The following is a 25475-nucleotide window of genomic DNA, read 5'->3' on the forward strand; positions in this document are numbered from 1 at the left end:
CAAGGGCTACCGCCACACCCCACACCCCGCCCCGCGACAGAGGCCTCAGGTAATCCTGGGGCCTTTGTTTTGCGCGCACGAAAAAGGCCCCGGCGTTGTCGCCGGGGCCTTCGTCGTTCCAGAGGCGAGGCGTCAAAGCCCTTTGAGGATCCCCTCGACCATCTTCTTGGCGTCGCCGAACAACATCATCGTGTTGTCGCGGAAGAAGAGCTCGTTCTCGACCCCGGCATAGCCCGAAGCCATGCCGCGCTTGACGAAGAGCACCGTGCGCGCCTTCTCGACGTCCAGGATCGGCATGCCGAAGATGGCGCTGGTCGGGTCGGTCTTGGCCGCCGGATTGGTGACGTCGTTGGCGCCGATCACGAAGGCGACGTCCGCCGTCGAGAACTCGCTGTTGATGTCCTCCAGCTCGAAGACCTCGTCATAGGGGACGTTGGCTTCGGCCAGCAGCACGTTCATGTGGCCCGGCATCCGACCGGCGACGGGGTGGATAGCGTACTTCACCTCGACGCCCTCCTCCTTCAGCTTGTCGGCCATTTCGCGCAGGGCGTGCTGGGCCTGGGACACGGCCATGCCGTACCCGGGGACGATGATGACCTTCGACGCGTTCTTCATGATGAAGGCCGCGTCGTCGGCCGAGCCCTGCTTGACGGGGCGGGTCTCGACCTTGCCGCCGGGACCGGCCGCAGCCGCATCAGCGCCGAAACCGCCCAGGATCACCGAGACGAACGAGCGGTTCATGCCCTTGCACATGATGTAGGACAGGATCGCGCCCGACGAGCCGACCAGCGCGCCGGTGATGATCAGGGTGGTGTTTTCCAGCGTGAAGCCCAGCGCCGCCGCCGCCCAGCCGGAATAGCTGTTCAGCATCGACACCACGACAGGCATGTCCGCGCCGCCGATCGGGATGATCAGGGTGACGCCGATCAGCAGCGACAGGGCGAAAATGCCCCAGAAGGCCCAGATCGCCGAACCGCCGCTGGCGACCAGCACCACGATCAGGGCCACGATGGCGACCGCGATGATGATGTTCAGCAGGTGGCGGGCGGGCAGCAGGATGGGCGCGCCGCCCATGTTGCCGTTCAGCTTGGCGAAGGCGATGACCGAACCGGTGAAGGTGATGGCGCCGATGGCCAGGCCCAGCGACAGCTCGATCAGGCTGGCGCCGTGGATGGCGCCGTCTTCGCCCACGATGCCATAGGCCGCAGGCGTGTAGATGGCGGCCACGGCCACCAGACAGGCGGCCATGCCGACCAGGCTGTGGAAGGCGGCGACCAGTTGCGGCATCGAGGTCATGGCGACCCTGCGGGCGATCACCGCACCGACCGCGCCCCCGACGGCGACACCGCCGAGGATCAGGCCCAGGGTCACGGCGTCCAGAGCGCCCTGGCTCCAGAGCGTGGCCAAGGTGGTGCCGACAGCGATGGCCATGCCGATCATGCCGTTACGGTTACCCGTCTGGCTGGTCACCGGGCTGGACAGGCCGCGAAGGGCGAGAATGAAAAGCACCCCGGAGACGAGGTACAGGATGGCGGCGAGATTGGCGTTCATTGGACTGGTTCCCCCTGCTCTCGCCCGCTCACTTCTTCTCTTTTTTCTTGTACATCGCCAGCATGCGCTGGGTGACCAAGAAGCCGCCGAAGATGTTGACCGCCGCGAAGGCCGCAGCGATCGCGCCGGCCCCCTTGGAGATCCAGGTGGAGCCGGAGACAGCGCCGCCGGCCAGGTCTGAGTTGGCGCCGTGGGCGGCGGCGGCCAGAAGGGCGCCGACGATGATCACGGACGAAATGGCGTTGGTCACGGCCATCAGCGGCGTGTGCAGCGCGGGCGTCACGCTCCAGACGACATAGTAGCCGACGAAGATGGCGAGCACGAAGATCGCCAGACGGAACACGGTGGGGTCGACGGCTTCCATGGGAGCCTCCCTTTCGATGCTGGAGTTAGGCGGTCTTCAGGTTCGGATGCACGATCGCGCCGTCACGGGTGACGACGGCGGCCTGCAGGATCTCGTCCTCGAAGTTGGGGGCGAAGGCGCCCTCCTTGTTCGTGAACAGTGACGACAGGGCGAACAGGTTGCGAGCGTAGAGCGCGCTGGCGTCGGCGGCGATGCGGCCGGGCAAGTTGGCATGACCCAGGATCTTGACGCCGCCTTCGGTCACGACCGTCTCATTGAGCTTGGCGCCCTCGACATTGCCGCCCTGCTCGATCGCCAGATCGACCAGGATCGAGCCCGGCTTCATCGACGCGACCTGGGCCGCGCTGACCAGCTTCGGGGCGGGGCGGCCCGGAATCAGGGCCGTGGTGATGACGATGTCCTGCTTGGCGATGTGGCTGGAGACCAGCTCAGCCTGCTTGGCCTGGTATTCCTTGGACATTTCCTTGGCGTAGCCGCCAGCGGTCTGGGCGTTCTTGAACTCTTCGTCCTCGACGGCCAGGAACTTGGCGCCCAGCGACTCGACCTGCTCTTTGGTGGCCGGACGCACGTCGGTGGCGGTCACGACCGCACCGAGGCGGCGGGCCGTGGCGATGGCCTGAAGGCCGGCGACGCCGACGCCCATGATGAACACCTTGGCCGCAGCGACGGTGCCGGCGGCGGTCATCATCATCGGCAGGGCCTTGCCATAGGCCTCGGCGCCTTCGATCACCGCGCGATAGCCGGCGAGGTTGGCCTGGCTGGACAGCATGTCCATCACCTGAGCGCGGGTGATGCGCGGGATGAACTCCATGGCGATCGCAGTCACGCCGGCCTTGGCCAGCGCGTCCAGCGTTTCCTTGTCCTGATACGGATTGAGCGCGGCGGCGACGATGGCGCCCTTCTTGAGCGCCGCAATCTCGGCCGACTCGGGCGCGCGCACCTTGAACAGGACGTCGGCGTCCTTCAGTGCGTCCTTGGCCGTCTTGGCGATCTTGGCGCCGGCCGCCTCGTAGTCGGCGTCCGGATAGGACGCGGCCGTCCCAGCTCCAGCCTGGATCACAACCGAGAACCCGGCGGCGCCGAGTTTCTTGACCGTTTCAGGCGTAGCCGCGACCCGCGTTTCGTCGGCGCGGGTCTCTTTCGTGACGGCGATGACGGCCATCGGCATTCCCCTCCCCAGAGCGGTGTTACCTCACCAGCATGAGGGGCTCTGTAGGGGATAGTCTTGCCTCTTGTCGAGGCATGACGTGCACGTCAGGGAAAAATTCTACCGATGGCCACCGGTGTCAGTGGCTTTGCGTGGGCTTTTCCTTAAGGAGCACCACACCCAGCACCAGCAGGACGATCGAGGCGATAGCGCTACCAATGAAACCCGCCGACGTGCAGAACAGCAGGGTGAAGAAGAGCAGCAGGACCGAAATGGCCAGCGAGCCCCACTTGGTCATCTTGCCGAACGCGTCGTAGGTGGCAGCTTGTTCTTGGATGTCCATTTCACCGCGGTGATAGTCGCCGGCCATGTGTCGTCCTCAACAGGAAAAGAAAAAGTCCAGTTCGCCCGATACAACGCGGGCGACGAAGGCTCAAGCGCGCGCATCGCCCCAGCGCTCGTCAACAAAGCGGGAGCGGACAGCCGCAACCGCCTCTTCAACGGTGATGTCGGCGATCCGCCCCTGCCCGCCATCCAGTCGCGACAGCCACCGCGAATAGGCCGGCACCGGCGCGGTGCCCATCAATCCCACACACGGCGTCCCCACGGCCGCCGCGACGTTCAGAGCCCCGGAGTCGTTGCCCAGGAAGCCGGCGGAGAGCGAGATCAAGGCGGCCGACTGGTCCAGCGGCAGGTCACAGGCGACTACGGCGGTCGTCAGATCACCGGTTGCGGCCTTGGCGCGCTCGGCCTCGTGCGGACCTCCGACCCAGAACACCGTCCCGAAAAGGTCTGACACACGCCGGGCGGTCTCGGCGAAACGGTCCGCCGGCCAGGTGCGAGCCGGCTCGCTGGCCCCGATCCCGAGACAAAGCCACGGCCCGGGCCGGTCGGCGTAGCGCTTCTGCACGGCCTCGAGCGCATCGAGGTCCAGCGTCAGCGACGGTTCGCGACTGGTCACGACAAGACCATGCGCTTTCTCGAAGGCCTCCAGCTTCTCGATGCGGTGCGCCGGGCGAATGGCCTTGGGCAGGAACGGCCCCGTCGTCAGAAAGCGCTCCTGGCTGTGGCCCAGGCCAAAGCCGCGTCGCTCAGGCACGCCCGCCAGGGCCGCAGCGATGGCGGGGCGGTCGATCTTCTCCAGGATCCAGACCGCGCGCGGCCTCTCCGCCCGGCAGATTCGATGGAAGTCGAGCGTCTCGCGAACGCCCTTGAGGCGATCCTTGTAGTGAGGCGCGTAAAGCACCCGCGCGACCGACGGCTCGACCTTGAGCACCTCTGAGGCCCGGCTCGATGGCCTTGCGACCAGCACAACCTTGCCCTCCGGGAGCGTGGCCGCGATCGCGCGGATCGTCGGCAAGTGCCACATCAGGTCGCCGATCCCGCGATCAGGCGCGTAGACGAGGACGGGGCCCTGGAACGTCGATGCGGACAAGTCGGTCGGTCTCTCGGAGGCTTACCCCGCGATTACCGGGCGCAGGTCGCCTTGTCACCCGCCGCGATGCGTCAAGGCCAGTTCGCCAGCAGGCCGCGCAATCCCGCGACGCAGGCCAGAGGCTGGTCGACCATGACGTGATGGTCGGCGTCGGGGATAGCGAGCTTGAGCACGCCCTCGGGCATGCGTCCGACCATGTAGTTCAGCGTCTCGTCGGTCATCAGATTGGAGCGTTCCCCCCAGGCCAGAGCGGTGGGGCAGGCGATCTCGGGCAACAGATCGCCCAGGTCCGGCATCTTGAAGTTTCGCCACAGGTCCGGATCAAACTTCCAGGTCCAGCCCTCGGCGGTCTCCTTCAGCGAACGCCTAGCGATGAAGTCGGCGATATAGAGATTCTCGCACGGTTGCGGCGGCGCAAGCCGGAACCGGGTCAGGGCCTCTTCCAGCGTCGCATAAACCGGCGCGCCCTTGCCGGATCGAGGCGGCGGCCCCTTCCAGCGCTTCTCCGGCGGCTGGATGGTGGTGTCGAGCAGGATGGCGCCCCGCAGGCGTTCGGCGTGTCGCGCGGCGCAATAGAGGGTCGGAAAGCCTCCGAACGAGTGACCCACGACCAGCGGCTTGACGCCGCCGGCCTCGAGCTGCGCCGCCTCCACGGCTGCGAAGATCTCGGTGGCGAACAGTTCGGCGCTGTAGGCGGGGCGCCAGTCGCTGCCGCCCATGCCCGACCACGAGATCGCCGCGACCCGCCAGTCCTTGGCGAAGAACGGCGCGATGAAGCTCCACCAATCCGCGTGAGCGCCATTGCCGTGCAGCAGCAGAAGGCCGGGCTTGCCCACCTCGCCCCAGGTCAGGAGCTCGATATTCGCCCCCTCGACCGTGATCGTCGTACGCTCGGGGACTTGGGCGATGGCGGCGTCGAACCAGGCAGGCGCCGGCGGCGGCGCGCCCTGGAAGGGCGCCAGCAGCGAGGCCGGCGCGGCTTGATCGTCGGCCATGACCTAAGCCTCTTCCTTATAGGCCAGCTCACCGGGACGCGGCTTGCGCGCGCTAAGCGCCTTGAAGACGCCGGTGCCAGTGATCAGCGTCCGCTCGCCGGCCCAGATGCGGCCGCGAACGGTGAACAGCATGTCCTCTTCACTGATCAGCTCGCCTTCACCCTCGACCCAGTCGCCCAGCTTGGCGCCCGAGAGGAAGTCGCACATGAGCCGGACTGTGACCCAGCTGTAGGACTTCTGCAGCGAGATGATCCGCCCCCAGGCCATGTCGGCGAAGCTCATCAGCATGCCGCCATGGCAGTTGCCCAGGCCGTTGGTGTGATGTTCCTCGACCCGAAAGGCCAGGCGCGCCTGGCCTGGACCCTCGCGGTGCTCGAACAGCGGCCCGATCTGGCGGCCAAAGCCGCGCGACCAGTTCAGCTGGGAAAAGCCTTCGGGAATCGCCGCTGTCTGGGCGTCTGTCAGGTCGTCGGACATGGAGGCAGGCTAACAAGCGTTTGAAAAAAGGAAAGCCTTCCGTAAGGACGCGGGTCTGGGCGGCATCTAACCTCTCGAACACGGGGGGACGGGTTGAGCCGAGACCACGACAACTTCGCCGACTGGCTGGCGCCGCATCTGCCGATGCTGCACCGGACGGCGCGGGCGTTCGCGGAGGCGCCGGATCAGCACGACCTGCTGCAAGAGCTGACCGTGGCGCTGTGGCGGGCGCGCCCCAGCTTTCGCGCGGAGAGCGCGGCCGGGACCTTCGCCCACCGCGTGGCCCACAACGCCGCCCTGACCTGGAAGCGCGGCGAGGTCCGCCGGCGACTGCGCGGCGTCGTGGTCGAGGCGGAGCTTCTGACGCGCGACGCCGGGACTGATCCGCAAGGCGCGCTGCTGGAACGGCTCTACGCCGCGATCCGCCAGCTGCCGCCGGTCGAGCGCTCGCTGATCCTGCTGTCGCTGGACGGGGTCGGCTATGCCGAGATCGCCCGCCTGCACGGCCTGTCAGAAACCAATGTCGGGGCGCGTCTGACCAGAATCCGCCAGCGCGTCTCCAGCCTCGTGGAGGGATCCGACGATGGAGTTTGAAACCCTGCAAGCCGCCTGGCGCTCTCCGGCCAACACGCCGGACGACAAGGCTCAGGCCTATCTGATGGAGGAACTGATGCACATGCTGAAGGCGCGCCGCCGGGGCGAACGGCTGCTCTTCGCGATCCCGGTTACGGCCATGACCATCTTCTCGATCATCGCCGCCCAGGCCATAGCGTCGGGCCGCATGGACGTGGGCCGGGAGTGGGGGGCCGTGGTGATGATGGGTGTCTGCTGGCTCATGTTCGCCGCAGTGCTGATCGCCTGGTTGATGCTGCGAAACCGGAAGACGGCTGGAGGCTCGCCGATGCGCGACACCCTGGAGGCCATGCTGGCGGCCAACCGCCGGGCGCGAGCGAATGTCCGGATCTTCTGGATGATGCTGCCCGTGTTCATCGCGCCGATGGTCGTCGCGATCGGGCAGTTGCAGGACGTCGGCAAGGCCAGCGAGCGCGACGGCTGGCAGATGCTGTTCGTGTTCGGCGTGGCCCTGGTGGCCAGCGTGGGCTGGAATACCGGCCGCTATCACTGGGTGATGAAGCCGGAGCAGCGGCGGCTGGAGAGGTTGCTGAAAGAATACGAAGCCTGAAACCTCGTCATCCCGGGCGGCGAAGCCGACCCGGGACCCAGGGGTTGGCGGCAATGCGGTTGCCCATGGGTCCCGGCGCTCCGCTTCGCTGCGGCCGGGATGACCATGAAATTACAAGCCGACGACGCTCAACGCCTTCGCCTGCCGCTCGGCCACGGCCTCTTCCGAGAAGCCTTCGAGCGAGGCCTCGAACATCCGCCGCCAGTTGTGCCGTGCGCCCAGGTGCAGGAACGCTGCGCCCAGGCCGATGGCGGCGCGGTCCATGAACACGAACTCGCGCGGGATGGTCACCCCACCGACGGCCTTCAGGGCCTGACGCACCTTGAAGGCCTCGCGTCGACCATACTCGCCCGGCGGAACGTCGTCGGCCACCGTGCGCTCCCGGTCGTCCAGCAGCGGGCCATAGATGAACCGCGCCCAGACGTTCAGCGCATCGACCAGGGGATCGCTCAGCCCCTGGAAGCCCCAGCTGCGATAGGCCTCGACCTGTTCGGCGCGGTCGTCATTGGCGAGGGCTCGGTAGAGCCGTACGACGCCGGCGACGAACTTCGGCGGGAAGATCCGGATGCAGCCGAAGTCGAGCAGGTTGAGATGGGCGGCGCCCTCGCCGGCGAAGGTGTAGTTCCCCAGGTGCGGATCGCCATGGATGATCCCCAGATGGGTCATGGGGCTCCACCACGCCTCGAACAGCAGCGCCGCGATCCGATCGCGCACGGCCTGCGGCGCGCTCTTGAAGGTCAGCAGGCCCTGGCCGTCCAGCCAGGTCATCGACAACAGCCGCCCGGTGGAAAGCTCGGGCACGGGCTCTGGCGTGCGGATGTCCGCGCGATCAGCGAAGAAGTTGGCGTAGACCGCCATCAGCCTGGCCTCGCGGGCGTAGTCGAGCTCCTCGCGCAGACGGTCGCCGATCTCGACAATGGCCTCAGAGGGGTCGAGCGCGCCGTCCATGCGCTTGATGAGGGCGATCAGCGCGCGCAGTTGGCCAAGATCGCTTTCGACGGCGCTCTGCATGTCCGGATATTGCAGTTTCACCGCCAGGGCGCGTCCGTCATGGGCGACGGCGCGGTGCACCTGGCCCAGAGACGCGGCGGCGGCGGCCTCGGGCTCGAAGCTCTTAAACCGCGCCTGCCAGTCGGCGCCCAGCTCCGCGGCCATCCGCCGGCGCACGAACGGCCAGCCCATGGCCGGCGCGTTGGTCTGCAGCTCGGCCAGCTCCTTGGCGAACTCCGGCGGCAGCAGGTCCGGGACCGTGGCGAACATCTGGGCCGCCTTCATCAGCGGCCCCTTCAGCCCGCCCAGAGCCGTCTTCAAAGCCTTGGCGTTACGGGCGTCGGCCTCGTCGCCGCCGAACACGCGGTTTGCGCCGTAAGACACGGCCGCGCCCGACAAGCCGGCGCCCACCTTGGCGAAGCGGGAAAGCCGGCCGGTCAGGCGGTCGCGTTCGGGGTCGCGGGCGTCGTCGGCCATGTCACCTCACACCAGGGATTCGAACTCGTCGACCAGCCGCTCGAGTTGGGCGCAGCCGGCGGCCCAGAATGCCTTGTCCCTCGGGTTCAGGCCGAAGGGCTTCAGTGCTTCCACATAGGTGCGCGTACCACCCGCTGCGAGGAGGTCCTCATAGAGAGGGGCGAACCTCACCGGGTCTTCGCGGCGCTTTTCCATCAGGCCGCGCACCAGGAGATCCCCGAAGGCGTAGGCGTAGACGTAGAACGGCGCGTGGCAGAAATGGCTGACATAGGCCCAATAGTGCTCGTAGCCGGCGTTCAACCTCACGGCCGGTCCCAGGCTCTCGCCCATCACATCGAGCCACAGGGCGCCGATCTGGTCGGGCGACAGCTCGCCGTCCTGACGCGCCTCGTGGAAGCGGCGTTCGAACCGGTGGAAGGCGATCTGGCGCACCACGGTGTTGAGTCCGTCCTCGATCTTGCCAGCCAGCAAGCCCTTGCGATCCTCGGGGCTGGCTTCGGCGAGCAGGCGATCGAATACTAGGCCCTCGCCAAAGATCGACGCCGTCTCGGCCAGGGTCAGGGGCGTGTCGGCCAGCAGGGTGCCCAGCGGCTGGCACAGCGTCTGATGGACGGCGTGACCCAGCTCGTGGGCCAGGGTCAGCACATCGCGCCGTTCGCCCATATAGTTCATGAACACGAACGGATGGCGGTCAGCCGTCACCGGATGGGCGAAAGCCCCCGACTGCTTGCCCGGACGGGGATTGGCGTCGATCCAGGGCTTGTCGAAGAAGACACGGGCTGCGTCGGCGAACTTGGGCGCCAGATCCTGGAAGCTCTCCAGCACCATGCCCTTGGCCTCGTCCCAGGCATAGGCGCGCGGGGCGGCGGCGGTCAGGGGCGCATTGCGGTCCCAGTAGTCCAGCGTCGCGACGCCCATGACCTTGGCCTTCAGGGCATAGTAGCGGTGTGACAGGCGCGGATAGGCCTCGACCACCGCCTGCTCCAGGGCGTCAACCGCGTCGGCGTCGACCTCGTTGGCCAGGTGGCGCGACTGGGCCGGCGTCTCATAGCGACGCCAGCGGTCCTCGACCTGCTTTTCGAACGCCAGGGTGTTGAGCACCAGCGCTTGCGTCGATGCGCGAGCCTCAAGCGCCGCGGCCAGACCGTCGGCGGCGGCCTTGCGACGCTCGACGCTTGGATCAGACAGGCGATTGAGGGCTTCAGCCAGGGTCAGGGTATCGTCGCCCACCTGCGCGGTGAGCTTGGCCAGGGTCTCGTCGTAGAGCCGCACCCAGTTGGCGACCGCAGGGGCCTTGTCGACGATGAAGCGCTCAAGCTCCGGGGACAGCTCGTGCGGCCGCGACAGGCGCACGCGGCGCAGCCACGGCGCCCACCGCGCGGCCTCGGGATGCGCCTCCAGCGCCCTGGCGATCTCGCTGTCCTCAAGCTGGTTCAGCTCCAGCGTGAAGAACAGGCTCTCGGCGGCGATTTGAGAGGAACGGGCCCGAAGATCGGCCTCAAACTTGGCCCAGGCCGGATCATCGCGTGCGACGGAGGCCGCGAGGGCCGCGTAGGCGCCGACACCCCACAGGCCGTTGGTCGCCTGCTCGTAGAGGGTGATCCCGCGATCCAGCAGCACGCCCAAGCGCTGAGGCTCCTTGCGGGCCTCCAGGAACATGCCCTCCAGCGAGGCCAGTTCGTCATTGGCGGCCTTGGCGGCGGCCAGATCGGTCTCGATGCGGGGGTCGTCGCGACCGACATAGAGGTCGGCCAGGTTCCACTCAGGCGGGGCGGCGGGCTTGAAAGGCGCGTTCATGGGTCAGCAGATAGGGCTAGCGCCCCCTAGGGCGCAATGCTCGAACCCCAACGATCTCGGGCGTTTCTCATGCGCAGCTCGGCGAGGACGACCACCATGGTCGTGGCCGGCCGGTTGACGTCACCAGCGTCCTTAGATTGCCACAGGGTCTGGAAGTCACTGTTAACTATAACGTTTAAGGTTCGCGACACGTCTGCGAAAGCCGGTGTTTACCCGTGACCTGTATCACTCTGAACCAACAAGAGCCCTGCTCCATGTGGGCACGGCCGGTTCTGGTGGATGTCCAATGACCAAAACGGTCCTTGTCGTCGATGACGACCCGACACAACGTCGGTTGATTCAAGCGGTGCTCGAGCGCGACGGATTCGCGGTCACGCATGCTGAAGGCGGTGACGCGGCGATCGCGCACCTGACATCCGGCGCCCCCGCCGATGTGATCCTGCTCGACCTCGTCATGCCCGGGCTGAACGGTCAGGAAACGCTGAAGGAAATGCGCGCGCGCGGCTTCAGCCAGCCCGTGATCGTGCTGACGGCCAGCGGTGGCGTCGACACCGTGGTCAAGGCCATGCAGGCCGGCGCCTGCGACTTCTTCATCAAACCCGCCTCGCCCGAGCGGATCACCGTGTCGATCCGCAACGCCCTGTCGATGGGCGACCTGAAGGGCGAGGTCGAGCGGCTGACCAAGCGCGCGGGCGGCAAGACCACCTTCGCGGACCTGATCGGCGCCTCGCCGGTCATGACCATGGTCAAGCGCATGGGCGAGCGGGCCGCCAAGAGCGGTATCCCGGTGCTGATCACCGGCGAAAGCGGCGTCGGCAAGGAACTGATCGCCCGCGCCGTCCACGGCTCTTCCGACCGCGCTGGCAAGCCGTTTGTGGCGGTCAACTGCGGCGCGATCCCCGAGAACCTCGTCGAGTCGATCCTGTTCGGCCACGAGAAGGGCTCGTTCACCGGCGCCACCGACAAGCATCTGGGCAAGTTCAAGGAGGCCGACGGCGGCACCCTGTTCCTCGACGAGGTTGGCGAGCTGCCGCTCGACATGCAGGTCAAGCTGCTGCGCGCCCTGCAGGAGGGCGAGATCGACCCGATCGGCTCCAAGCGCTCGATCAAGGTCGATGTCCGGATCGTCTCGGCGACCAATCGCGACCTCCAGCAGGCTGTGTCAGCCGGCCGGTTCCGTGAGGATCTGTTCTATCGCCTGAATGTCTTTCCAATCGAGGCGCCGTCCCTGCGCGAGCGTCGCGAGGACATCCCGGCCCTCGTCGAGGCGTTCATCCGCCGGTTCAATGTCGAAGAAGGCAAGCGCGTGATCGGCGCCTCGCCCGAGACGATGCAACTGCTGACCAGCTTCGACTGGCCCGGCAATGTGCGCCAACTGGAAAACACCGTCTATCGCGCCATCGTGCTGGCCGACGCGCCCTATCTGCAGCCGTTCGACTTCCCGGCGATCTCGGGTCTGGCCGCGCCGATCGAGGCCGTATCGATCTCGCCCTCGCCGCCACCTGCAGCCCTGTTGCAAGCCACGCATGCGGCGATGGCCGCCGCCGTCGCAGAAGCGCCTGTGCGCATCCTGGACGATCGCGGTCACCTGCGGACCCTGGAGGAGATCGAGCGCGACCTCATCCAGCATGCGATCGATGTCTATGCCGGCCACATGAGCGAGGTCGCGCGGCGTCTGGGCATCGGCCGTTCGACCCTCTATCGCAAGGTTCGCGAGCAGGGCATCGAAGTCGACATGAAGGAAGCGGGCTGATGAGCCCGCTGATCCTCCGCCCCCAGTCGCGCGAGCAGCGCCTGAAGGCTCTGCTCAAGCCTGCGCGCGCCGCCGCGAAACCCCTTCTTCGCAGAAGCTAAGCAGCCGGTCGCTTCCGGCTGCCGGCGCTTCAGTGTCCCGACGCGGCGAGCAATTCGGATCGCGCTTCGTCCTTGTCGGACGGCTCCTCGACCCTGACCCAGCCCGCGCCGGAGCGCCTGACCAAGCCCTCGATCTCGAGCGGCTCCAGGACACGTCCAACAAGGGCGGGCGTGATAGGCCGACTCCACCGGTGATCCAGTTGGCGGGCGATTTCCGCCTCGGTCAGACCCGGCGCCTGCGCCAGGGTCATCAGGATCATGTCGCGTGTCGAACGCCCGCGACGTCCGCGCTTGTTCGGCGCGGGCGGAGCGAAGGCGGGCGCCTCCCCTGACGTCAGCCGCTCGGCCATGCCGGCCTGGGTCAGCGCATCCAGCGCCAAGACGATTGCTCTCAGTTCGCTCTCGAACGGCGCTTGCGCGCGTCGCTGAGCCTCAACCATGCGGGTCTCCAGCTCCGCCTTACGGCGCAGCAGATATTGGTAGGTCGTCGCCATTGTCCTTATTTCCGCGAAGCCGTGGAGCTCGCTCGGCGCCCCCTGCGGACTTTCGTCCGCGCGCCTTGAACTGGAGTCGCTGCCCGCCGGCGACTCGGAACCCCACAACGTGAAACCTTTAACTCTTTACAATTGTTCACATTTTCGCGGCGCGCGGTTAACAACACCCTAACGCAGTTCGTGGAACGGCAGTTTTTGGTAAGCCTTTGGGACAAAAATCCCAGATTGTGAGGCCATACGGGTCGCACGGGAAAAGTGCGCCCCCCCCCCCAAATCCTACCTGCCGGAAATCGCAGGTCGGTTCAATCCTCGTCTTCCGACGCCGTCGCCGAGGGTGCGCCCCGCCGACCAAAGCCCTTGCCGCGCTTCAGGGGCTTTTGCTCGCCCTTGGCCTTGCGCGCGATTTCCTTGAGCTTGATGGCCTGATTTCCAGAGAGGGCCTGACCTCGGGCGCCCTTCTCGGGGTCGGCGAAGGCTCGACCATACGTCTCGACCCGTTGGGCGACGCTGGTGAGAAACTCACCCTCCCATTCGGAAAGCTCCACGCCGGATTTCTCGGCCGCGCGGCGGGCGCGCTTCAAGGCGTTCAGCGCGGCCCGCTTGGCTTGTTCCTTAGGATCCGGCGGCTTGGCGCGCATGGTCAGGACTTATCCCGCACGCCACGCGCCGACGCACGCTGAAAAACCTAGATCTCGCCGATCGCCGACAGATAAAGGTCGAGGATCGCGTCTTCTTCCTGGCGCTTGGCCCGGTCCTGCTTGCGGATACGGACCACCTTCTTGAGCACCTTGACGTCGAAGCCGTTGCCCTTGGCCTCGGCGTAGACTTCCTTGATCTGCTCCATGATCTCGGCCTTTTCGACCTCAAGACGCTCGACGCGCTCGATGATCGACTTCAGCTGACCCTGGGCGGTCGAGTTCAGGACGTCGGTGTGGGGAATGGCGTCGTCGGCCATGGGGGCGTCTCGCGAAAGGCAGGAATTCAGGAGGCGCGGAACCTAGTTCGAAGGCGCGTCGCTGGGAAGCGCGATTCCGCGTCTGGCCGACCGATCCTCGCCTAAAGCAAACCATGGCTGGCGACCGCCTCGCGCAAGGCGGCCGGGTCGGTAAAGTGATGCGTGTGAAAGCCCATCTCGGCGGCCGCGACGATGTTGGCGGCGCTGTCGTCAATGAAGAGCAGATCATGGGCCGCCAGGCCGGTGCGCTCCAGAACGATCTCGTAGATGCGGCGATGAGGCTTGATCACGCCTTCGTCGCCCGACACCACAGCATCACGGAAATGACCGAAGTGTGCGGGGGACTTAGCCTGGACGATCGGCCACTTGCTCTGGGGCATGTTCGTCAGCGCGAACTGCGGCGTCTCGCGCGCCGCCAGCGCTTCGATGACGGAGACCGTCTCGGGAATCGGCCCGGAAAGCATCTCTTCAAAGCGCTCATCCCAGGCGCGGATCTCCGCCGCGTGCTCCGGAAAACGGGCGATCAGCGGCGCGGCGTTGTCAGCGAACGACACGCCGCGATCATGCTCGACATGCCAGTCCAGGGTGCAGACATGCGAAAGGAACCGGTCGAGATCGGCCGGTTCCTTGAAGATCTTCGCATACAGTGCGCGGGGATCCCAGCGCACGATGACGTTGCCGACATCCCAGAGAACGGCTCTGGGAGGTGAGCGCGTCATCAGCCTTGCTTGGCCTTGAAGCGCGGGTCGGTCTTGTTGATGATGTAGATCACGCCCTTGCGGCGGACCATCTTGCAGTCGCGGTGGCGACCCTTCAGCGACTTCAGCGAGCTGCGAACCTTCATGACCGTCTCTGTCTGTACTCAGCGGAGAGGTTCGGGCGCGCACAAGACGACGGCCGGAACGTCCGGGTGTTTCGGAGGCGGTGCGTATAGTCAGGACGCGGGCCGGAGTCAATGCGGTCCTGGGCGTTTCGCGGCGCCGGGCGGGAACTTCACCCGTCTGGCGCGCTTGTGATTGAAGCTTTCCCGCGAACCCCGGTAGCTTCCCTCGCATGGCCATCGATCGTCGCGTCTTTCTTGTTCTTCTGCTCGCCGGCTGCGCGGACACCTCACCGCAAGGGCCGCTGACCGCCATCAGCCCTGCGCCGTCGCCTGCGCCCACGCCTCAAACGACCGTCACCCCCGCGCCGACACCGCAGACACCGGTGCCTGCGGGCGAACTGGCCTTCGACACCTGGATGCAGGATTTCCGCGGCCGAGCCATCGCGGCGGGACTGTCGCCCGACCTTCTGGACCGCGAGCTGGGTGGGGTGATTCCTGATCCCAGGGTTATCAGCCTCGACAGCCGCCAGCCGGAGTTCTCCAAGCCCGTCGGCGACTATATCCGCGGCGTGATCAGCGAGGACCGCGTCGCGATCGGCCGCAGCAAGCGCGATCAGCTAGACTTCCTCTCACAGAGCGAGTCCCGGTACGGCGTGCCGCGTGACATCCTGCTGGCGGTGTGGGCCATGGAGTCCGCGTTCGGGCAGCTGCAAGGCAATTTCGACGTGGTCCGCTCAATGGTCAGCCTTGCCGCCGACGGCCGTCGACGGGCCTGGGCCGAGGGCGAGCTGATCGCCGCCCTGAAGATCATCGACTCCGGCGAGGTCACGCGCGCCCAGCTGAAAGGCTCGTGGGCCGGCGCCATGGGCCAGACCCAGTTCATTCCGACGAGCTTCAGGGCCACAGCCGTGGACTTCGACGGCGACGGCCGCCGCGACATCTGGGGCTCGGACGCCGACGCCCTGGCCTCGGCCGCCAATCTGCTGGTGCGCGGCGGTTGGAAGCGGAACGTCGGCTGGGCCCGGGAGGTCATCCTGCCGCCCGGCTTCGACTATTCGGTCACTGAGGGCCCCAGGGAAATCCCGGCCTGGTGGGAAGCGCGCGGCGTGCGCCGCGCGGATGGCCTGCCTTGGACCGCTCAGGACGCGGCCTCGCCCGCCATGCTGATTCTCCCGGCCGGCGCGACGGGACCCGCGTTCCTCGCCCTGCCCAATCATTTTGCGATCAGGACCTACAACAACTCCACGTCCTATGCGCTGGGCATCGGTCTGCTGGCCGATCGGTTCGCCGGCGGCGCGCCGCCGATCACGCCCTGGCCGGTGGAGACCCCGCTGTCGATGTCGGATCGCATGGCCGCCCAGATCGCCCTGGCGCGCGTCGGCTTCAATCCCGGCCCCGCCGACGGTGTGATCGGCGCCGGTACGCGACGGGCGCTGCGCGCCTGGCAGCAGAGCCAGCAATTGCCCGCCGACGGCTACCTGTCCAACGACATGGTCGCGCGGCTGAAGGCCCAGGCCGGGATCAGCCCGTAGCGATCTCCATCCAGATCGACCGGCGCTCGCCCGGACGCAGCGTGACCATTCCCGTTTCACCCTCCCCAAAGGGGTTGGGGCGGCTCGCACAGGGCTCCACGCAGTAGTACCCCTCGCCGGGCGGCGCATAGATGTGCAGCCATGCGCAGTCGGGCGACGCTGTAATGACGGTGTCCGGCCGGCCGGGCGCGCTGAGCAGCGCGCGCTGGTTCCAGCCCGTGTAGCAGTGATCGATCAGCGCATGTCCGGCCACGGGCGCGCCGACGGCCCAGTCGGGTCCCCAGCGGCCAGGGTGGCGCACAGTCGGCAGGACCTGCTCGTCGATGAGCCAGACGCCATCGTTCTGCGCCGCTAGGCGCTCGCCCGGCCGAGCGGGAAAATAGGGGTGGAAGCCAAGCCCGGCGGGCATGTCTTCCTCCCCGGTATTGATGACGGTCAGGGTCACGCGAAAGCCGGTCTCGCTCAGGGTGAAGGCCTGTTCCGCGCGATAGGCCCAGGGCCAGTCGCCGGCGGGATGCTCGAACACCAGCAAGGCGCGGTCGGTCTCGATCGTTTCCACCGCCCAGGGCATGCGCCAGCCCTGGCCGTGCAGGGGATGGGGATGCCCCTCCAGGTTCGGCGGCAAGCTCACCGACGTTCCTCGCCACTCAAACCGCCCGTTCGGAATCCGATTGCAGAACGGAACCAGCGGAAAGTTCGCGGTCAGCAAGGCGTCGTCGACCTGCGGCGCCGTAGGCCGCAAGATCTCACGCCCATCGACGGTGAACGCCACCACGGCCCCACCGACCTCGGGCGCAAACACCAGGCGGGCTCCGCCCTTCTCAATGGCGACCATTCTGCGCTCTCCCAGAACCTACCGCGGCATCGGTAGGGGCGTTCGAGGCCGAGGCCAAGCCTTATGGTAGCGGTCTCACCACCTTGCGCGGCCGTCAGGGCCAAGCTCAACTGGGGCCATGGTCGAAACCCTCTCCGCCCCCGAGGCGCGCCGAATTGCGCTGGCGGCGCAGGGCTTCGGACGCCCCCGGCCCGCACAGCCCGGGAAGCGTCACCTGCTCTCGACGATCCAGGCGCTCGGCGTCGTCCAGATCGACTCGGTCAATGTGGTCTCGCGCTCCCATTATCTGCCGTTCTTCTCCCGCCTGGGCGCCTACGACCGCGCCCTGCTCGAGGACCTCGCCTGGGGGCGCAAGCCCGCCCTGGCCGAGTACTGGGCGCACGAGGCGTCTCTGACGCCGCTCGCCACCCACCCGCTACTGCGCTGGCGCATGCAGGACGCCCGCGACGGCGTGGGAGTCTGGAAGAACGTCGCCAAGTTCCTGCACACCCATGCCGACTTCATCGATCAGGCGCTCGAGACTGTCGATCAGCGCGGACCGCTCGCCGCCTCCGAATTGGCGTTGGGCGCGAAAGGCGCGGGCGGCTGGTGGGGCTGGAGCGAGGGCAAACGGGCGATGGAATGCCTGTTCTGGACCGGCCGCCTGACCACCGCCACACGTCGCGGCGCCTTCGAACGCGTTTACGACCTTCCCGAGCGGGTCCTGCCCAAGGCCATCCACGACGCGCCCACGCCTGATCGGGTTGCGGCCTGTCGCGCGCTGCTCAGGATCGCCGCCCAGGCCATGGGCGTCGCGACCGAACGCGACCTGCGCGACTATTTCCGACTTGGCGTTAACGATGCGCGCGACGGCGTCGCCGCCTTGGTGGCGGAAGGCGCCCTGGTTCCCGTCAAGGTCGCCGGCTGGGATCAACCGGCCTATCTCTGGCCCGAAGCCCGGCGTCCACGGGCGATCAAGGCCGCCGCCCTGCTCTCCCCCTTCGACAATCTGATCTGGTTTCGGGAGCGCGCCGAGCGACTGTTCGATGTGCGCGTGCGCCTTGAGATCTACACGCCAGCCCACAAGCGCACCCACGGCTACTATGTGCTACCCTTTCTGCAGAACGAGGCGATCACGGCCCGGGTGGACCTCAAGGCGGATCGCAAGGCAGGCCGGCTTCTGGTCCTGGCGGCGCACGCCGAGTCACGGGCCGACGCGGAGACCCCCCTGGCCCTGGCCGGGGAACTGGCCCTCATGGCCCGTTGGCTTGGCCTTCAAGGCGTCGAAGTCAGGCCGGTCGGCGATCTCGCCCCCGCCTTGGGTTCGGTTGTGGAGTCCCGCGCTAAAGGCGCCTCGACCGGACTGTAAAGCATTGTAAAAATGCCGCCTCAGGTCGAGCGGGCAAGGGCGGAGCAAGGTACAGATGAACAGCTGGACGCCTGCTTGTCGCCCCACCGACAGAGAGTCGCCCGCGGCGCGTTCCGCTCCCCCGCGGGACGCGCCACTTCCCAGCTTAAGTGAGCTTATGAAAGTCGCCCTGCTCGACGACGACCAAAGTCACAACGCGCTCGTGGCTTCGGTTCTGGAGCCCGCCGGATTCGTCTGCACCAGCTTCACGACGCCGTCGCGCTTGCTGGCCGAGCTGCGCAAACAGACCTTCGATCTGATCATCCTCGACTGGAACATGCCCGAGCTGTCCGGCGTCGAGACCTTGAAGCTTCTGCGGGAGGATCCCGCGACGGCCCCGCCTGTGCTGCTGCTCACCAGCCGTTCGGTGGAGGCCGATCTCGTCGAGGGCCTGAACGCCGGCGCCGACGACTACATCGTCAAGCCGCTGCAGCCGCAGGTGCTGCTGGCGCGCGTGAACGCCGTTGTCCGGCGCATCCATCGGCCGGTGTCACAGCCGCAGACGGAACAGTATGGGCACTACCGACTGGACCCCGGCGCCCAGACCGCCAGCTGGAACGGCCAGGTCGAGGCCCTGACTCCCAAGGAGTTCCAGTTGGCTTCGCTGCTGTTCAGCAATCTCTCACGGCCCCTGTCGCGGGAGTATCTGTTGCGGCGCATCTGGGGGCAGAGGCCGGACCTGGAGACCCGCACCCTGGACGCCCATGTCTCTCGGCTGCGCTCAAAGCTTCACCTTCGTCCCAGCAACGGTTTCCGGCTGAGCACGGTCTACGGTTTCGGCTATCGTCTTGAGGCGTGCGACCCGGATACGGCGAGCGGGGGAGACTGAGCATGATCAAGGCCGCTGGGGTGAGTTTCGTGGTTCTGGCGCTGGCGGGCGGCGCGAGCGCCTGGGCCCAGACCCCACCCGCCGAGCCGCCGGTGGCCTATGTGGTCAAGCCCGGCGACACCTTGATCGGTCTTGGTCGCGCCTATCTGAACCGCCCCAGCGACTATCGCCGGGTCCAGAAGGCCAATGGCGTCCAGGAGCCAAGGCGACTGCGTCCCGGCTCGCAGTTGAACATCGACCCCAATCTCTTGAAGTCGACGCCGATCGCCGCGACGCTGTCGGCCTTCACCGGCCCCGTTCAGGTCGAGACGAACGGCCAGCGCGCGCCCGCCCGCGTTGGCATGCCGCTGTCGGAGGGCCAGTGGATCATCACGGGGCCGGGCGCCTTCGCCACGTTCGAACTGGAGGACGCCTCGCGCGTCACCCTGCCGTCGAACACGCGGATCCGGATCGCCAAGCTGCGCCAGGTCCTGATCAACAATGCGCCCCAGCGGGTGTTCCAGCTGGAGCAAGGCAAGGGGACGATTTCGGCCACCCCCACGCCGACGCCCGGTGCGCGGTTCGAGGTGCGCACGCCCGTCTCGGTGTCGGCGGTGCGCGGCACCGAGTTCCGCGTCGGGGCCGGGGCCGACAAGGCTCAGACCGAGGTCCTGGTTGGCGCCGTCGGCGTCGACGCCGGCGCGAGCGCCAGCGACAACGCGCCCATCCAGGCCGGCTTTGGCGTCAGCGCCTCGGCGGATGGTGTCGGCGCGCCGGTCGAGTTGCTGCCGGCGCCCAAGCTTGGCGCCGGGGGGCAAACCCAGAGCGACGCCCTGGTCCGCTTCAGCCTGGAGCCCGTAACGGGCGCGGCGTCGTACCGCGTTCTGCTGGCTCGCGATGCGGGCTTCATCGATATCTTCGCCGAGGCGACGACCCAGACCACGTCCCAGCAGTATCCGATCGTCGACTTCGGCCAGGTGGCCAACGGGACCTATTTCGTCCGCCTGACCGCGATCGATCCAGGCGGCCTGGAAGGCTTCCCGGCCGACTACAGCTTTGACCGGGACCTCGACACCCTGGACGCCGCGCCGCCCAGCGACGCACGCGAAGGCAAGCATCGCAAGTTCCTGTTTCGCTGGAGCTCCGCCGGCGACGGCGTGCGGAACTACCGGTTCCAGATGTTCGCCAATGGCGAGACTCAGACCCCGATCGTCGACCAGCCCGGCCTGACCGAGCCCTATCTGACGCTGACGGATCTGGCCCCGGGCGCCTATGCCTGGCGCGTCACCGCGCTGCGCTTCAAGGACGGCGTGATGAGCGAGAAGCAGGGGCCGCTGCAGCAGCTGCAGATCGGGAAGTGAGGAAGACCGGCTCCCGCCCGTCACGCTCAGGCGAACGGCGGCTGTCGTGGCTCTGGCTGGCGATGGCCGCCAGCCTGGTGTTCGCCGTCTTCGCGGTACGGCCGCCCAGTCGGATCGATAATGTCCTCTACGACGTTCTGACGCGCGCCAACGCCCATCCCGCCGATGACTCCATCCTGATCATCGACATTGACGATCGCAGCCTGGCCCGGATGGGGACCTGGCCTTGGGGGCGCGACACGCACGCCAGGATGGTGGACCAACTGACCCAGGCGGGGGCCAAGACCATCGTCTATGATGTGCTGTTCAGCGAGCCGTCGCGTTATCCCGCCCAAGACCGTGCGCTGGGCGAAGCGATCGCCCGTTCCGGACGGGTCTACCTCCCGGAGTTCCTGATCGACAGCGGCGAGCAAGCGCCTCCCCGCGTCGTCGGATCGATTTCCGAGATCGCCCGGGGCGCGGCCGGGGTTGGTCTGGCGCACGTGCGCTTCGATGACGACGGCGTGGTGCGCCGCATGGCGCCGTTCGAGGCGAACGGGCCGAGTCTCAAACCCGACCTGATGACCGTCGTCCACCGCGCCACCCGTCCGTCGGGCTCGCCCGATGTGACACGGGGGGATGAGCAGACGCTGCTGATCTCCTTTGCGGGCCCCCCGTCGATCTATCGCCATGCCAGCTTCGCGAGCGTGCTCGACGGGGAAGTGCCCCGCGAGTTGATCGCAGGGCGGACCGTCTTCGTCGGCTTGACCGCGCCTGGCCTTGGCCCCGCCTTTCCGACGCCGGTCACGCCGGACGCCGCCAGCATGACCGGGGTTCAGCTGCAGGCCAGCGTGCTCGACGCCTTGCGAAGCGGCCGGATGATCACGCCGGCCGGCCCCTGGAGCCGCGTGGGGTTCAGCCTGACACTGCTCTGGCTACTGATGATCGGGTTCATGGCCCTGCCGCCACGCGCCAATCTGCTGCTGACCATCGGCCTTTGCCTGGTGGGCCTAGCCTATTCAGCCGCGCTCTTCTGGCTGGGCCATATCTGGCTCTCCCCGATCACGACCGTGATCGGCCTGCAACTCGTCGCCCTGATCTGGGGCTGGGGCCGCCTGGGCCAGGTAAATGACCTGATCGGACGCGAGCTGGCGCGCGTCCGGGCCGTCGTTCGCGGACGAGGCGCGAAACCCGCCGCGTTCTCGGGCGACGTCGTGACGCGCCAGGCTTCCAGCCTCGGTGACGCGATCACGCGCATGGACGATCTGCGCCGCTTCTCGGCCGACGCCCTGTTCAGCCTGCCGGACGCCACCTTGGTGGCGAACGAGCAGGGGCGGGTGATCGCCGCGAACGCTGCGGCCCAGGCCCTTTTCAAGCCGCATCAGGCGACCCTGAACGGCGCATCGCTGGCGGACTTGATCAATCTGCTGGACCCCTTGGGGCGACGCTTCGAACTCGACTGGCCGCAGGCCACGGACCGCCACGACCCGATCGACCTGCACCTGCCCGACGGCCGGGCCTTTCAGCTGCAGACCGTCCTTCGTCGCGACGAGCAAGGCGGCCCCGCCGGATGGATCGTTCGCCTGGCCGACATCTCGATCCTGACCGCCGCCATGCGCCAGCGGGAGCAGGCTTTGCAGCTGCTGACCCATGACATGCGCTCGCCGCAGACCTCGATCCTGGCCTTGCTGGCCACCACGCCCGACCTGCCCAAGGAGACGGCCGACCGCATCGCCGCCTATGCTCGTCGCACGCTCGCTCTCGCAGACGGCTTCGTGCAGCTGGCCCGCGCCGAGGTGACGCCGGTCTCGCTGGAACCCCTGGATCTGGCCGATGTCGCGGTCGAGGCGATCGATGAAGTCTGGCCCCAGTCCTTGCAGCGCAAGATCCGCATCGAGCAGGTCGGCGGCGAAGCGCCCTTGATGGTGCTGGGGGACCGAAGCGTGCTCGCCCGCACGTTCGTCAACCTGCTGGGCAACGCCCTGAAGTACAGCCCCTCAGGATCGACGATCACGGTCAACCTGGCTGAGCAGCCCTCGCCCAGCGGACCGGTCGCCTGCATCGCCATCGCCGACCAGGGACCCGGTTTCTCCCGCGAAGAGGCGGCCACCGCCTTTCGGCCCTTCCAGAGGTTCGAACGGCCGGGACATGAGCTGGCCAGCAACGGCGTCGGTCTTGGACTGGCGTTCGTGCAGGCGGCGGTCGCCCGGCACGGGGGCGAGGTTTCCTGCCGCAGCGAACCCGGCGTGGGCGCGGAATTCACCGTGCGCCTGCCACGGCACGGCGTCGCGCAAGGCGGTTAAGGCCGGCCCGCGCCCTTCAGGGCGTCCACGAGGAGCTTGGCGACAGCCTCCGGCGCTTGCTCTCCGACCCGAACCGAAGACCAGGCGATCGTCTTCCCATCCCGCGCGTCGATCACGGCCAGGGTGACAGCACGCGTCGCGCGGCCTTTCGCCCAAGGCCGCCACCAGGGCGCGGGCGCGCTCGGACTCCGCCAAGCGGTGGGATCCAAGGCGCCCGCAGCGCTTGAGACGCCCACGTCCGCGACCGTCCTTGCAACGCCGACCTGCACGAGAAAGACGGGCTTGTCGGCGCCGCGCGACGCACCCAGTCGGGTCAGGACGCCGTCTTGGATCGCGCGGACATAAGCCTCATCCGCTCGATCGGTCGGAGCGCCATGGACCGCTGCGGAAGCCCCCACAACTGGGCTGACATCGCCTTGCCCGATGGCGCGAGGCGACGCGCAAGCGCCCAGACAGAGAACGGCCAGCCCTAAGGCGACGATCGATTGACGCATGGTCCCTTGCTCCTACGACCGCTGGGACAATAGCACGATCACCAGATCATCCGAGCGACAGCCTCAGGACGGACCACGCCCAATAGAGCCCGCCCCACAGCACCAGGGCTAAGATGATCCCAGCCAGCCCCCACAGGCTCCGAGAACCGCTGCGCGGGACAGTATCAACGGCGGGCTCTGATCGCTGAGCGGGGTCTCGGCGCCTCTCGCCCATCAGGGCCAACGCGGTGCTCGATCCAAGCGTCCCGGCCGAAAACCGTCGAAATTCCATCTCCATCCGCGCCGCCGCGCTCCCCGTCCGCCCCTCCGATCACGGTTAGACGACAAGGACGCGCGCTCGACCAGAGGTCGCAAGGCCCAATTTACAATGGATTACATTGCCGCCGGCGCCATTGTCGGACAGCCAGAACCGGGGCGACGGCCAGCACCAACGCGTCTTTGGCTTGATCCGAGACCTAGGCCGGTTCCGCGCGGTCACGGAGACATTCGCCGATCGCGCGCGCGCAGCCTGGAATGCCCAGGGCGCCGACGAACGACATGGCTACGGCGCAAACCAGCATGATCGGTTGGAAGATGCGCATCGGGTCGGTCTCCACGCGGCGTTCGTCTGGAGGCAGTGTGCCGCAGTTGTAAGACGGAACCTTGACGGTTGTTCCGCGCCCGAACGAAAAAACTTCCGCACAGCACTCAAATCCGGGCCTGGCCCAGCGCGTAGGCCTCTCGCGCGGCGGCTATTCGGGCGAGCTTGGCGTTTAGCGGACCCCAATCATCGGCCTCGGCGATAGGCGACCAAAGGGCCTCGACCTCATCGATGATCAACTCCTCGGGTTCGGGACGAGCGAAAGCCGGATGCGCCAGACGTTCCGGGCGATCGGGCTCGAAATCGGCCAGCGCCCGTCGCAGCTCCAGGAACGCGTCTCTCGTATAGAGCCCGGCGCGAGGGCCTCGCAGCGCGCGCTCCTCCGTGGCCGCGCCGCCGAACCAGTCGAAGAAGAACGGCTCCCAGCGCAGCGGTTCACCGCCCTCCGCCAGCGCCCTGAAGGCCGTGTTGACCAGGGCGATATCGGCCTCCGCGCCACGGCTCTTGAGGCCCAGCCGATCCAGCATCGCCCCCCGCAGCGCCGCACGGTAGAGGTCCGAGAAGCTGTTCAGGGCGGCCAACAGGGCGGCCTGGTCGGTCACGAGGCTCAGACAGCCCGCCAGTTGCTGCAGGTTCCAGAACACCGCCTCGGGCTGACGCCCGAAGCTGTAGAGGCCGGCATGGTCGAAATAGGCGGCGACAAAGTTTGGATCGTTTCGCGGCAGGAAACGCCATGGGCCGTAGTCGAAGCTCTCGCCCGTGACGACCATATTGTCCGTGTTCAGCACGCCATGCACGAAGCCGGCGGACATCCAGCGGGACAGCAGTCGCGCGCTCGCCGAGACCACCGCGCGCATCAGGACGGCGGGACGATCGGGTTCGTCGGCCAGATCCGGGAAGTAGCTCTCGATCACATGATCGACCAGTTGGACCATCAGATCTCTGCGATCGAGGTAGGCCAGGCGCTGAAAGGTCCCAAAGCGCATATGGCTGTGCGAGAGCCGGGTCAGGACCGCCGACCGGGTGGGGCTGGGCTCATCCCCCCGGGTCAAGGCCTCGCCCGTCTCGACAAGCGAGAAGGCTCTAGAGGTTGGAACGCCCAGCGCCTCAAGGAAACTTGCGGCGAGAATCTCCCGCACGCCGCCCTTCAAGGTCAGCCGACCATCGCCCGCGCGGGACCATGGGGTCTGTCCCGACCCCTTCGTGGCAAGGTCCAGAAGGCGGCCTGTCCCCGCCTCGCGTAACTGGCCGAACAGGAAGCCGCGCCCGTCTCCCAAGTCTGGATTGTAAACGCGGAACTGATGGCCGTGATACCGCATGGCCAGCGGCCGGGTCTGATTATCCGGCAGCGGCTCGAAGCGCCCGAAGTGGCGCAGCCACGCGCGATCGTCCAACGTCTCCAGCCCCACCGTCGCCGCCGCGCGATCGTTCCGGAACCGCAGCACCGTCTCCGGAAAATCCGCAGGCTCCACAGGATCGGCAAACTCTCCGCCCAGGGCCTGGAAACGCGGATCGGGACGGTAGGCGGGCGCTGGGATCATGCACGCCACATGCGGTCACGCCCTGCGCGGCGCAAGCCCCTTTCGAATGTCGATGACGGTGATCGAACGCTGTCGCTTCCCAGCAACAGAGCGCCTTGGAACCCTTCACTACA

At 67.3% G+C, this 25475-nt stretch carries 27 protein-coding genes and 1 pseudogene; 9 read left to right on the forward strand and 19 right to left on the reverse strand.

Going from position 1 to position 25475, the window contains the following annotated elements:
* Window positions 1-132: 132 nt before the first annotated feature.
* From OVA11_RS00570 to OVA11_RS00600, 7 genes are all read right to left on the reverse strand, one after another.
* On the reverse strand, window positions 133-1551 hold the full coding sequence (locus OVA11_RS00570; RefSeq protein WP_010921135.1) for an NAD(P)(+) transhydrogenase (Re/Si-specific) subunit beta: 1419 nt from the start codon (window positions 1549-1551) through the stop codon (window positions 133-135).
* Between the two features lie 28 nt (window positions 1552-1579).
* Window positions 1580-1915: a proton-translocating transhydrogenase family protein gene (locus tag OVA11_RS00575; protein ID WP_010921136.1), complete on the reverse strand. Its 336-nt coding sequence runs from the start codon at window positions 1913-1915 to the stop codon at window positions 1580-1582.
* A gap of 25 nt (window positions 1916-1940) precedes the next feature.
* Window positions 1941-3083 carry a Re/Si-specific NAD(P)(+) transhydrogenase subunit alpha gene (locus OVA11_RS00580; RefSeq protein WP_268065566.1) on the reverse strand — a complete coding sequence of 381 codons (1143 nt, stop codon included), beginning with the start codon at window positions 3081-3083 and terminating at the stop codon, window positions 1941-1943.
* Window positions 3084-3201: 118 nt separating this feature from the next.
* Window positions 3202-3432, reverse strand: coding sequence for an aa3-type cytochrome c oxidase subunit IV (locus OVA11_RS00585; RefSeq protein ID WP_010921138.1), 231 nt, complete (start codon window positions 3430-3432; stop codon window positions 3202-3204).
* 63 nt (window positions 3433-3495) lie between these two features.
* Window positions 3496-4497, reverse strand: a complete 1002-nt coding sequence (locus OVA11_RS00590) for a glycosyltransferase family 9 protein (RefSeq protein ID WP_268065567.1) — start codon at window positions 4495-4497, stop codon at window positions 3496-3498.
* Window positions 4498-4568: 71 nt separating this feature from the next.
* Window positions 4569-5492, reverse strand: coding sequence for an alpha/beta fold hydrolase (locus tag OVA11_RS00595; protein WP_268065568.1), 924 nt, complete (start codon window positions 5490-5492; stop codon window positions 4569-4571).
* 3 nt (window positions 5493-5495) lie between these two features.
* Window positions 5496-5969 (reverse strand): PaaI family thioesterase, encoded by a 474-nt coding sequence (locus OVA11_RS00600; RefSeq protein WP_010921141.1) that lies wholly within the window; start codon window positions 5967-5969, stop codon window positions 5496-5498.
* 93 nt (window positions 5970-6062) lie between these two features.
* Here OVA11_RS00600 and OVA11_RS00605 point away from each other — a divergent pair, with 93 nt between their 5' ends.
* Both OVA11_RS00605 and OVA11_RS00610 read left to right on the forward strand, forming a co-directional pair.
* Window positions 6063-6563, forward strand: coding sequence for an RNA polymerase sigma factor (locus OVA11_RS00605; RefSeq protein ID WP_268065569.1), 501 nt, complete (start codon window positions 6063-6065; stop codon window positions 6561-6563).
* Window positions 6553-7152 carry a hypothetical protein gene (locus tag OVA11_RS00610; protein WP_268065570.1) on the forward strand — a complete coding sequence of 200 codons (600 nt, stop codon included), beginning with the start codon at window positions 6553-6555 and terminating at the stop codon, window positions 7150-7152. The genes OVA11_RS00605 and OVA11_RS00610 overlap by 11 nt, the downstream gene beginning before the upstream one ends.
* 111 nt (window positions 7153-7263) lie before the next feature.
* Here the strand turns inward: OVA11_RS00610 and OVA11_RS00615 are convergent, their stop codons facing one another.
* Both OVA11_RS00615 and OVA11_RS00620 read right to left on the reverse strand, forming a co-directional pair.
* Window positions 7264-8619: an ABC1 kinase family protein gene (locus OVA11_RS00615; RefSeq protein ID WP_268065571.1), complete on the reverse strand. Its 1356-nt coding sequence runs from the start codon at window positions 8617-8619 to the stop codon at window positions 7264-7266.
* Between the two features lie 6 nt (window positions 8620-8625).
* Window positions 8626-10416, reverse strand: coding sequence for a M3 family oligoendopeptidase (locus OVA11_RS00620; RefSeq protein WP_268065572.1), 1791 nt, complete (start codon window positions 10414-10416; stop codon window positions 8626-8628).
* 286 nt (window positions 10417-10702) lie between these two features.
* On the opposite strand from OVA11_RS00620, the gene OVA11_RS00625 reads away from it, so the two are divergent.
* The gene (locus OVA11_RS00625; protein WP_268065573.1) at window positions 10703-12169 is read left to right on the forward strand and encodes a sigma-54-dependent transcriptional regulator; all 1467 of its coding nucleotides are present in this window, start codon (window positions 10703-10705) and stop codon (window positions 12167-12169) included.
* Entirely contained in the window at window positions 12169-12270 is a 102-nt protein-coding gene (locus OVA11_RS00630) for a hypothetical protein (protein ID WP_268065574.1), read from the forward strand. The genes OVA11_RS00625 and OVA11_RS00630 overlap by 1 nt, the downstream gene beginning before the upstream one ends.
* A 29-nt stretch (window positions 12271-12299) precedes the next feature.
* On the opposite strand, the gene OVA11_RS00635 is transcribed toward OVA11_RS00630, so the two are convergent.
* The 5 genes from OVA11_RS00635 to ykgO form a co-directional block, all read right to left on the reverse strand.
* Entirely contained in the window at window positions 12300-12764 is a 465-nt protein-coding gene (locus OVA11_RS00635; protein WP_164468234.1) for a hypothetical protein, read from the reverse strand.
* A 302-nt stretch (window positions 12765-13066) separates the two neighbouring features.
* On the reverse strand, window positions 13067-13402 hold the full coding sequence (locus OVA11_RS00640; RefSeq protein WP_268065575.1) for a hypothetical protein: 336 nt from the start codon (window positions 13400-13402) through the stop codon (window positions 13067-13069).
* 47 nt (window positions 13403-13449) lie between these two features.
* Window positions 13450-13719: a DUF2312 domain-containing protein gene (locus OVA11_RS00645; protein ID WP_010921151.1), complete on the reverse strand. Its 270-nt coding sequence runs from the start codon at window positions 13717-13719 to the stop codon at window positions 13450-13452.
* Window positions 13720-13820: 101 nt separating this feature from the next.
* A complete protein-coding gene (locus OVA11_RS00650) occupies window positions 13821-14438 on the reverse strand; it encodes an HAD family hydrolase (RefSeq protein WP_268065576.1) in 618 nt (205 codons plus the stop codon).
* Window positions 14438-14563, reverse strand: a complete 126-nt coding sequence (ykgO, locus tag OVA11_RS00655) for a type B 50S ribosomal protein L36 (RefSeq protein WP_004616427.1) — start codon at window positions 14561-14563, stop codon at window positions 14438-14440. The genes OVA11_RS00650 and ykgO overlap by 1 nt, the downstream gene beginning before the upstream one ends.
* A gap of 209 nt (window positions 14564-14772) precedes the next feature.
* Between ykgO and OVA11_RS00660 the strand changes: the two genes are divergently transcribed.
* Entirely contained in the window at window positions 14773-16074 is a 1302-nt protein-coding gene (locus OVA11_RS00660; protein ID WP_268065577.1) for a lytic murein transglycosylase, read from the forward strand.
* Here OVA11_RS00660 and OVA11_RS00665 read toward each other — a convergent pair.
* The gene (locus OVA11_RS00665) at window positions 16064-16909 is read right to left on the reverse strand and encodes an aldose 1-epimerase (RefSeq protein ID WP_268065578.1); all 846 of its coding nucleotides are present in this window, start codon (window positions 16907-16909) and stop codon (window positions 16064-16066) included. The genes OVA11_RS00660 and OVA11_RS00665 overlap by 11 nt on opposite strands.
* 118 nt (window positions 16910-17027) lie before the next feature.
* On the opposite strand from OVA11_RS00665, the gene OVA11_RS00670 reads away from it, so the two are divergent.
* The 4 genes from OVA11_RS00670 to OVA11_RS00685 are packed head-to-tail and all read left to right on the forward strand — an operon-like array spanning window position 17028 to window position 22747.
* Window positions 17028-18257 carry a winged helix-turn-helix domain-containing protein gene (locus OVA11_RS00670; protein ID WP_268065579.1) on the forward strand — a complete coding sequence of 410 codons (1230 nt, stop codon included), beginning with the start codon at window positions 17028-17030 and terminating at the stop codon, window positions 18255-18257.
* Between the two features lie 55 nt (window positions 18258-18312).
* The gene (locus tag OVA11_RS00675; RefSeq protein WP_268065580.1) at window positions 18313-19125 is read left to right on the forward strand and encodes a response regulator transcription factor; all 813 of its coding nucleotides are present in this window, start codon (window positions 18313-18315) and stop codon (window positions 19123-19125) included.
* Window positions 19092-20465 (forward strand): FecR family protein, encoded by a 1374-nt coding sequence (locus tag OVA11_RS00680; RefSeq protein WP_268065581.1) that lies wholly within the window; start codon window positions 19092-19094, stop codon window positions 20463-20465. Before OVA11_RS00675 ends, OVA11_RS00680 begins: the two co-directional genes overlap by 34 nt.
* Window positions 20462-22747, forward strand: a complete 2286-nt coding sequence (locus tag OVA11_RS00685) for a CHASE2 domain-containing protein (RefSeq protein ID WP_268065582.1) — start codon at window positions 20462-20464, stop codon at window positions 22745-22747. Before OVA11_RS00680 ends, OVA11_RS00685 begins: the two co-directional genes overlap by 4 nt.
* Here the strand turns inward: OVA11_RS00685 and OVA11_RS00690 are convergent.
* The 4 genes and pseudogenes from OVA11_RS00690 to OVA11_RS00705 form a co-directional block, all read right to left on the reverse strand.
* Window positions 22744-23241 (reverse strand): hypothetical protein, encoded by a 498-nt coding sequence (locus tag OVA11_RS00690; RefSeq protein WP_268065583.1) that lies wholly within the window; start codon window positions 23239-23241, stop codon window positions 22744-22746. The two genes, OVA11_RS00685 and OVA11_RS00690, sit on opposite strands and share 4 nt — an antisense overlap.
* Before the next feature lie 46 nt (window positions 23242-23287).
* Window positions 23288-23595: pseudogene (locus tag OVA11_RS00695) on the reverse strand (hypothetical protein).
* A 101-nt stretch (window positions 23596-23696) separates the two neighbouring features.
* A complete protein-coding gene (locus OVA11_RS00700; protein WP_024265941.1) occupies window positions 23697-23822 on the reverse strand; it encodes a hypothetical protein in 126 nt (41 codons plus the stop codon).
* 106 nt (window positions 23823-23928) lie between these two features.
* Entirely contained in the window at window positions 23929-25362 is a 1434-nt protein-coding gene (locus tag OVA11_RS00705; protein ID WP_442780883.1) for a protein adenylyltransferase SelO, read from the reverse strand.
* Window positions 25363-25475: the final 113 nt, after the last annotated feature.

The organism is Caulobacter sp. SL161 (assembly GCF_026672375.1).
GTDB lineage: Bacteria > Pseudomonadota > Alphaproteobacteria > Caulobacterales > Caulobacteraceae > Caulobacter.

Excerpts from the sequence above, each read along its gene's own strand:
- OVA11_RS00570 (WP_010921135.1), bottom strand. The coding sequence starts at position 1,551 with ATGAACGCCAATCTCGCCGCCATCCTGTACCTCGTCTCCGGGGTGCTT.
- OVA11_RS00575 (WP_010921136.1), bottom strand. The coding sequence starts at position 1,915 with ATGGAAGCCGTCGACCCCACCGTGTTCCGTCTGGCGATCTTCGTGCTC.
- OVA11_RS00580 (WP_268065566.1), bottom strand. The coding sequence starts at position 3,083 with ATGCCGATGGCCGTCATCGCCGTCACGAAAGAGACCCGCGCCGACGAA.
- OVA11_RS00585 (WP_010921138.1), bottom strand. The coding sequence starts at position 3,432 with ATGGCCGGCGACTATCACCGCGGTGAAATGGACATCCAAGAACAAGCT.
- OVA11_RS00595 (WP_268065568.1), bottom strand. The coding sequence starts at position 5,492 with ATGGCCGACGATCAAGCCGCGCCGGCCTCGCTGCTGGCGCCCTTCCAG.
- OVA11_RS00600 (WP_010921141.1), bottom strand. The coding sequence starts at position 5,969 with ATGTCCGACGACCTGACAGACGCCCAGACAGCGGCGATTCCCGAAGGC.
- OVA11_RS00610 (WP_268065570.1), top strand. The coding sequence starts at position 6,553 with ATGGAGTTTGAAACCCTGCAAGCCGCCTGGCGCTCTCCGGCCAACACG.
- OVA11_RS00615 (WP_268065571.1), bottom strand. The coding sequence starts at position 8,619 with ATGGCCGACGACGCCCGCGACCCCGAACGCGACCGCCTGACCGGCCGG.
- OVA11_RS00620 (WP_268065572.1), bottom strand. The coding sequence starts at position 10,416 with ATGAACGCGCCTTTCAAGCCCGCCGCCCCGCCTGAGTGGAACCTGGCC.
- OVA11_RS00625 (WP_268065573.1), top strand. The coding sequence starts at position 10,703 with ATGACCAAAACGGTCCTTGTCGTCGATGACGACCCGACACAACGTCGG.
- OVA11_RS00630 (WP_268065574.1), top strand. The coding sequence starts at position 12,169 with ATGAGCCCGCTGATCCTCCGCCCCCAGTCGCGCGAGCAGCGCCTGAAG.
- OVA11_RS00635 (WP_164468234.1), bottom strand. The coding sequence starts at position 12,764 with ATGGCGACGACCTACCAATATCTGCTGCGCCGTAAGGCGGAGCTGGAG.
- OVA11_RS00640 (WP_268065575.1), bottom strand. The coding sequence starts at position 13,402 with ATGCGCGCCAAGCCGCCGGATCCTAAGGAACAAGCCAAGCGGGCCGCG.
- OVA11_RS00645 (WP_010921151.1), bottom strand. The coding sequence starts at position 13,719 with ATGGCCGACGACGCCATTCCCCACACCGACGTCCTGAACTCGACCGCC.
- OVA11_RS00650 (WP_268065576.1), bottom strand. The coding sequence starts at position 14,438 with ATGACGCGCTCACCTCCCAGAGCCGTTCTCTGGGATGTCGGCAACGTC.
- ykgO (WP_004616427.1), bottom strand. The coding sequence starts at position 14,563 with ATGAAGGTTCGCAGCTCGCTGAAGTCGCTGAAGGGTCGCCACCGCGAC.
- OVA11_RS00660 (WP_268065577.1), top strand. The coding sequence starts at position 14,773 with ATGGCCATCGATCGTCGCGTCTTTCTTGTTCTTCTGCTCGCCGGCTGC.
- OVA11_RS00665 (WP_268065578.1), bottom strand. The coding sequence starts at position 16,909 with ATGGTCGCCATTGAGAAGGGCGGAGCCCGCCTGGTGTTTGCGCCCGAG.
- OVA11_RS00670 (WP_268065579.1), top strand. The coding sequence starts at position 17,028 with ATGGTCGAAACCCTCTCCGCCCCCGAGGCGCGCCGAATTGCGCTGGCG.
- OVA11_RS00675 (WP_268065580.1), top strand. The coding sequence starts at position 18,313 with ATGAACAGCTGGACGCCTGCTTGTCGCCCCACCGACAGAGAGTCGCCC.
- OVA11_RS00690 (WP_268065583.1), bottom strand. The coding sequence starts at position 23,241 with ATGCGTCAATCGATCGTCGCCTTAGGGCTGGCCGTTCTCTGTCTGGGC.
- OVA11_RS00700 (WP_024265941.1), bottom strand. The coding sequence starts at position 23,822 with ATGCGCATCTTCCAACCGATCATGCTGGTTTGCGCCGTAGCCATGTCG.
- OVA11_RS00705 (WP_442780883.1), bottom strand. The coding sequence starts at position 25,362 with ATGATCCCAGCGCCCGCCTACCGTCCCGATCCGCGTTTCCAGGCCCTG.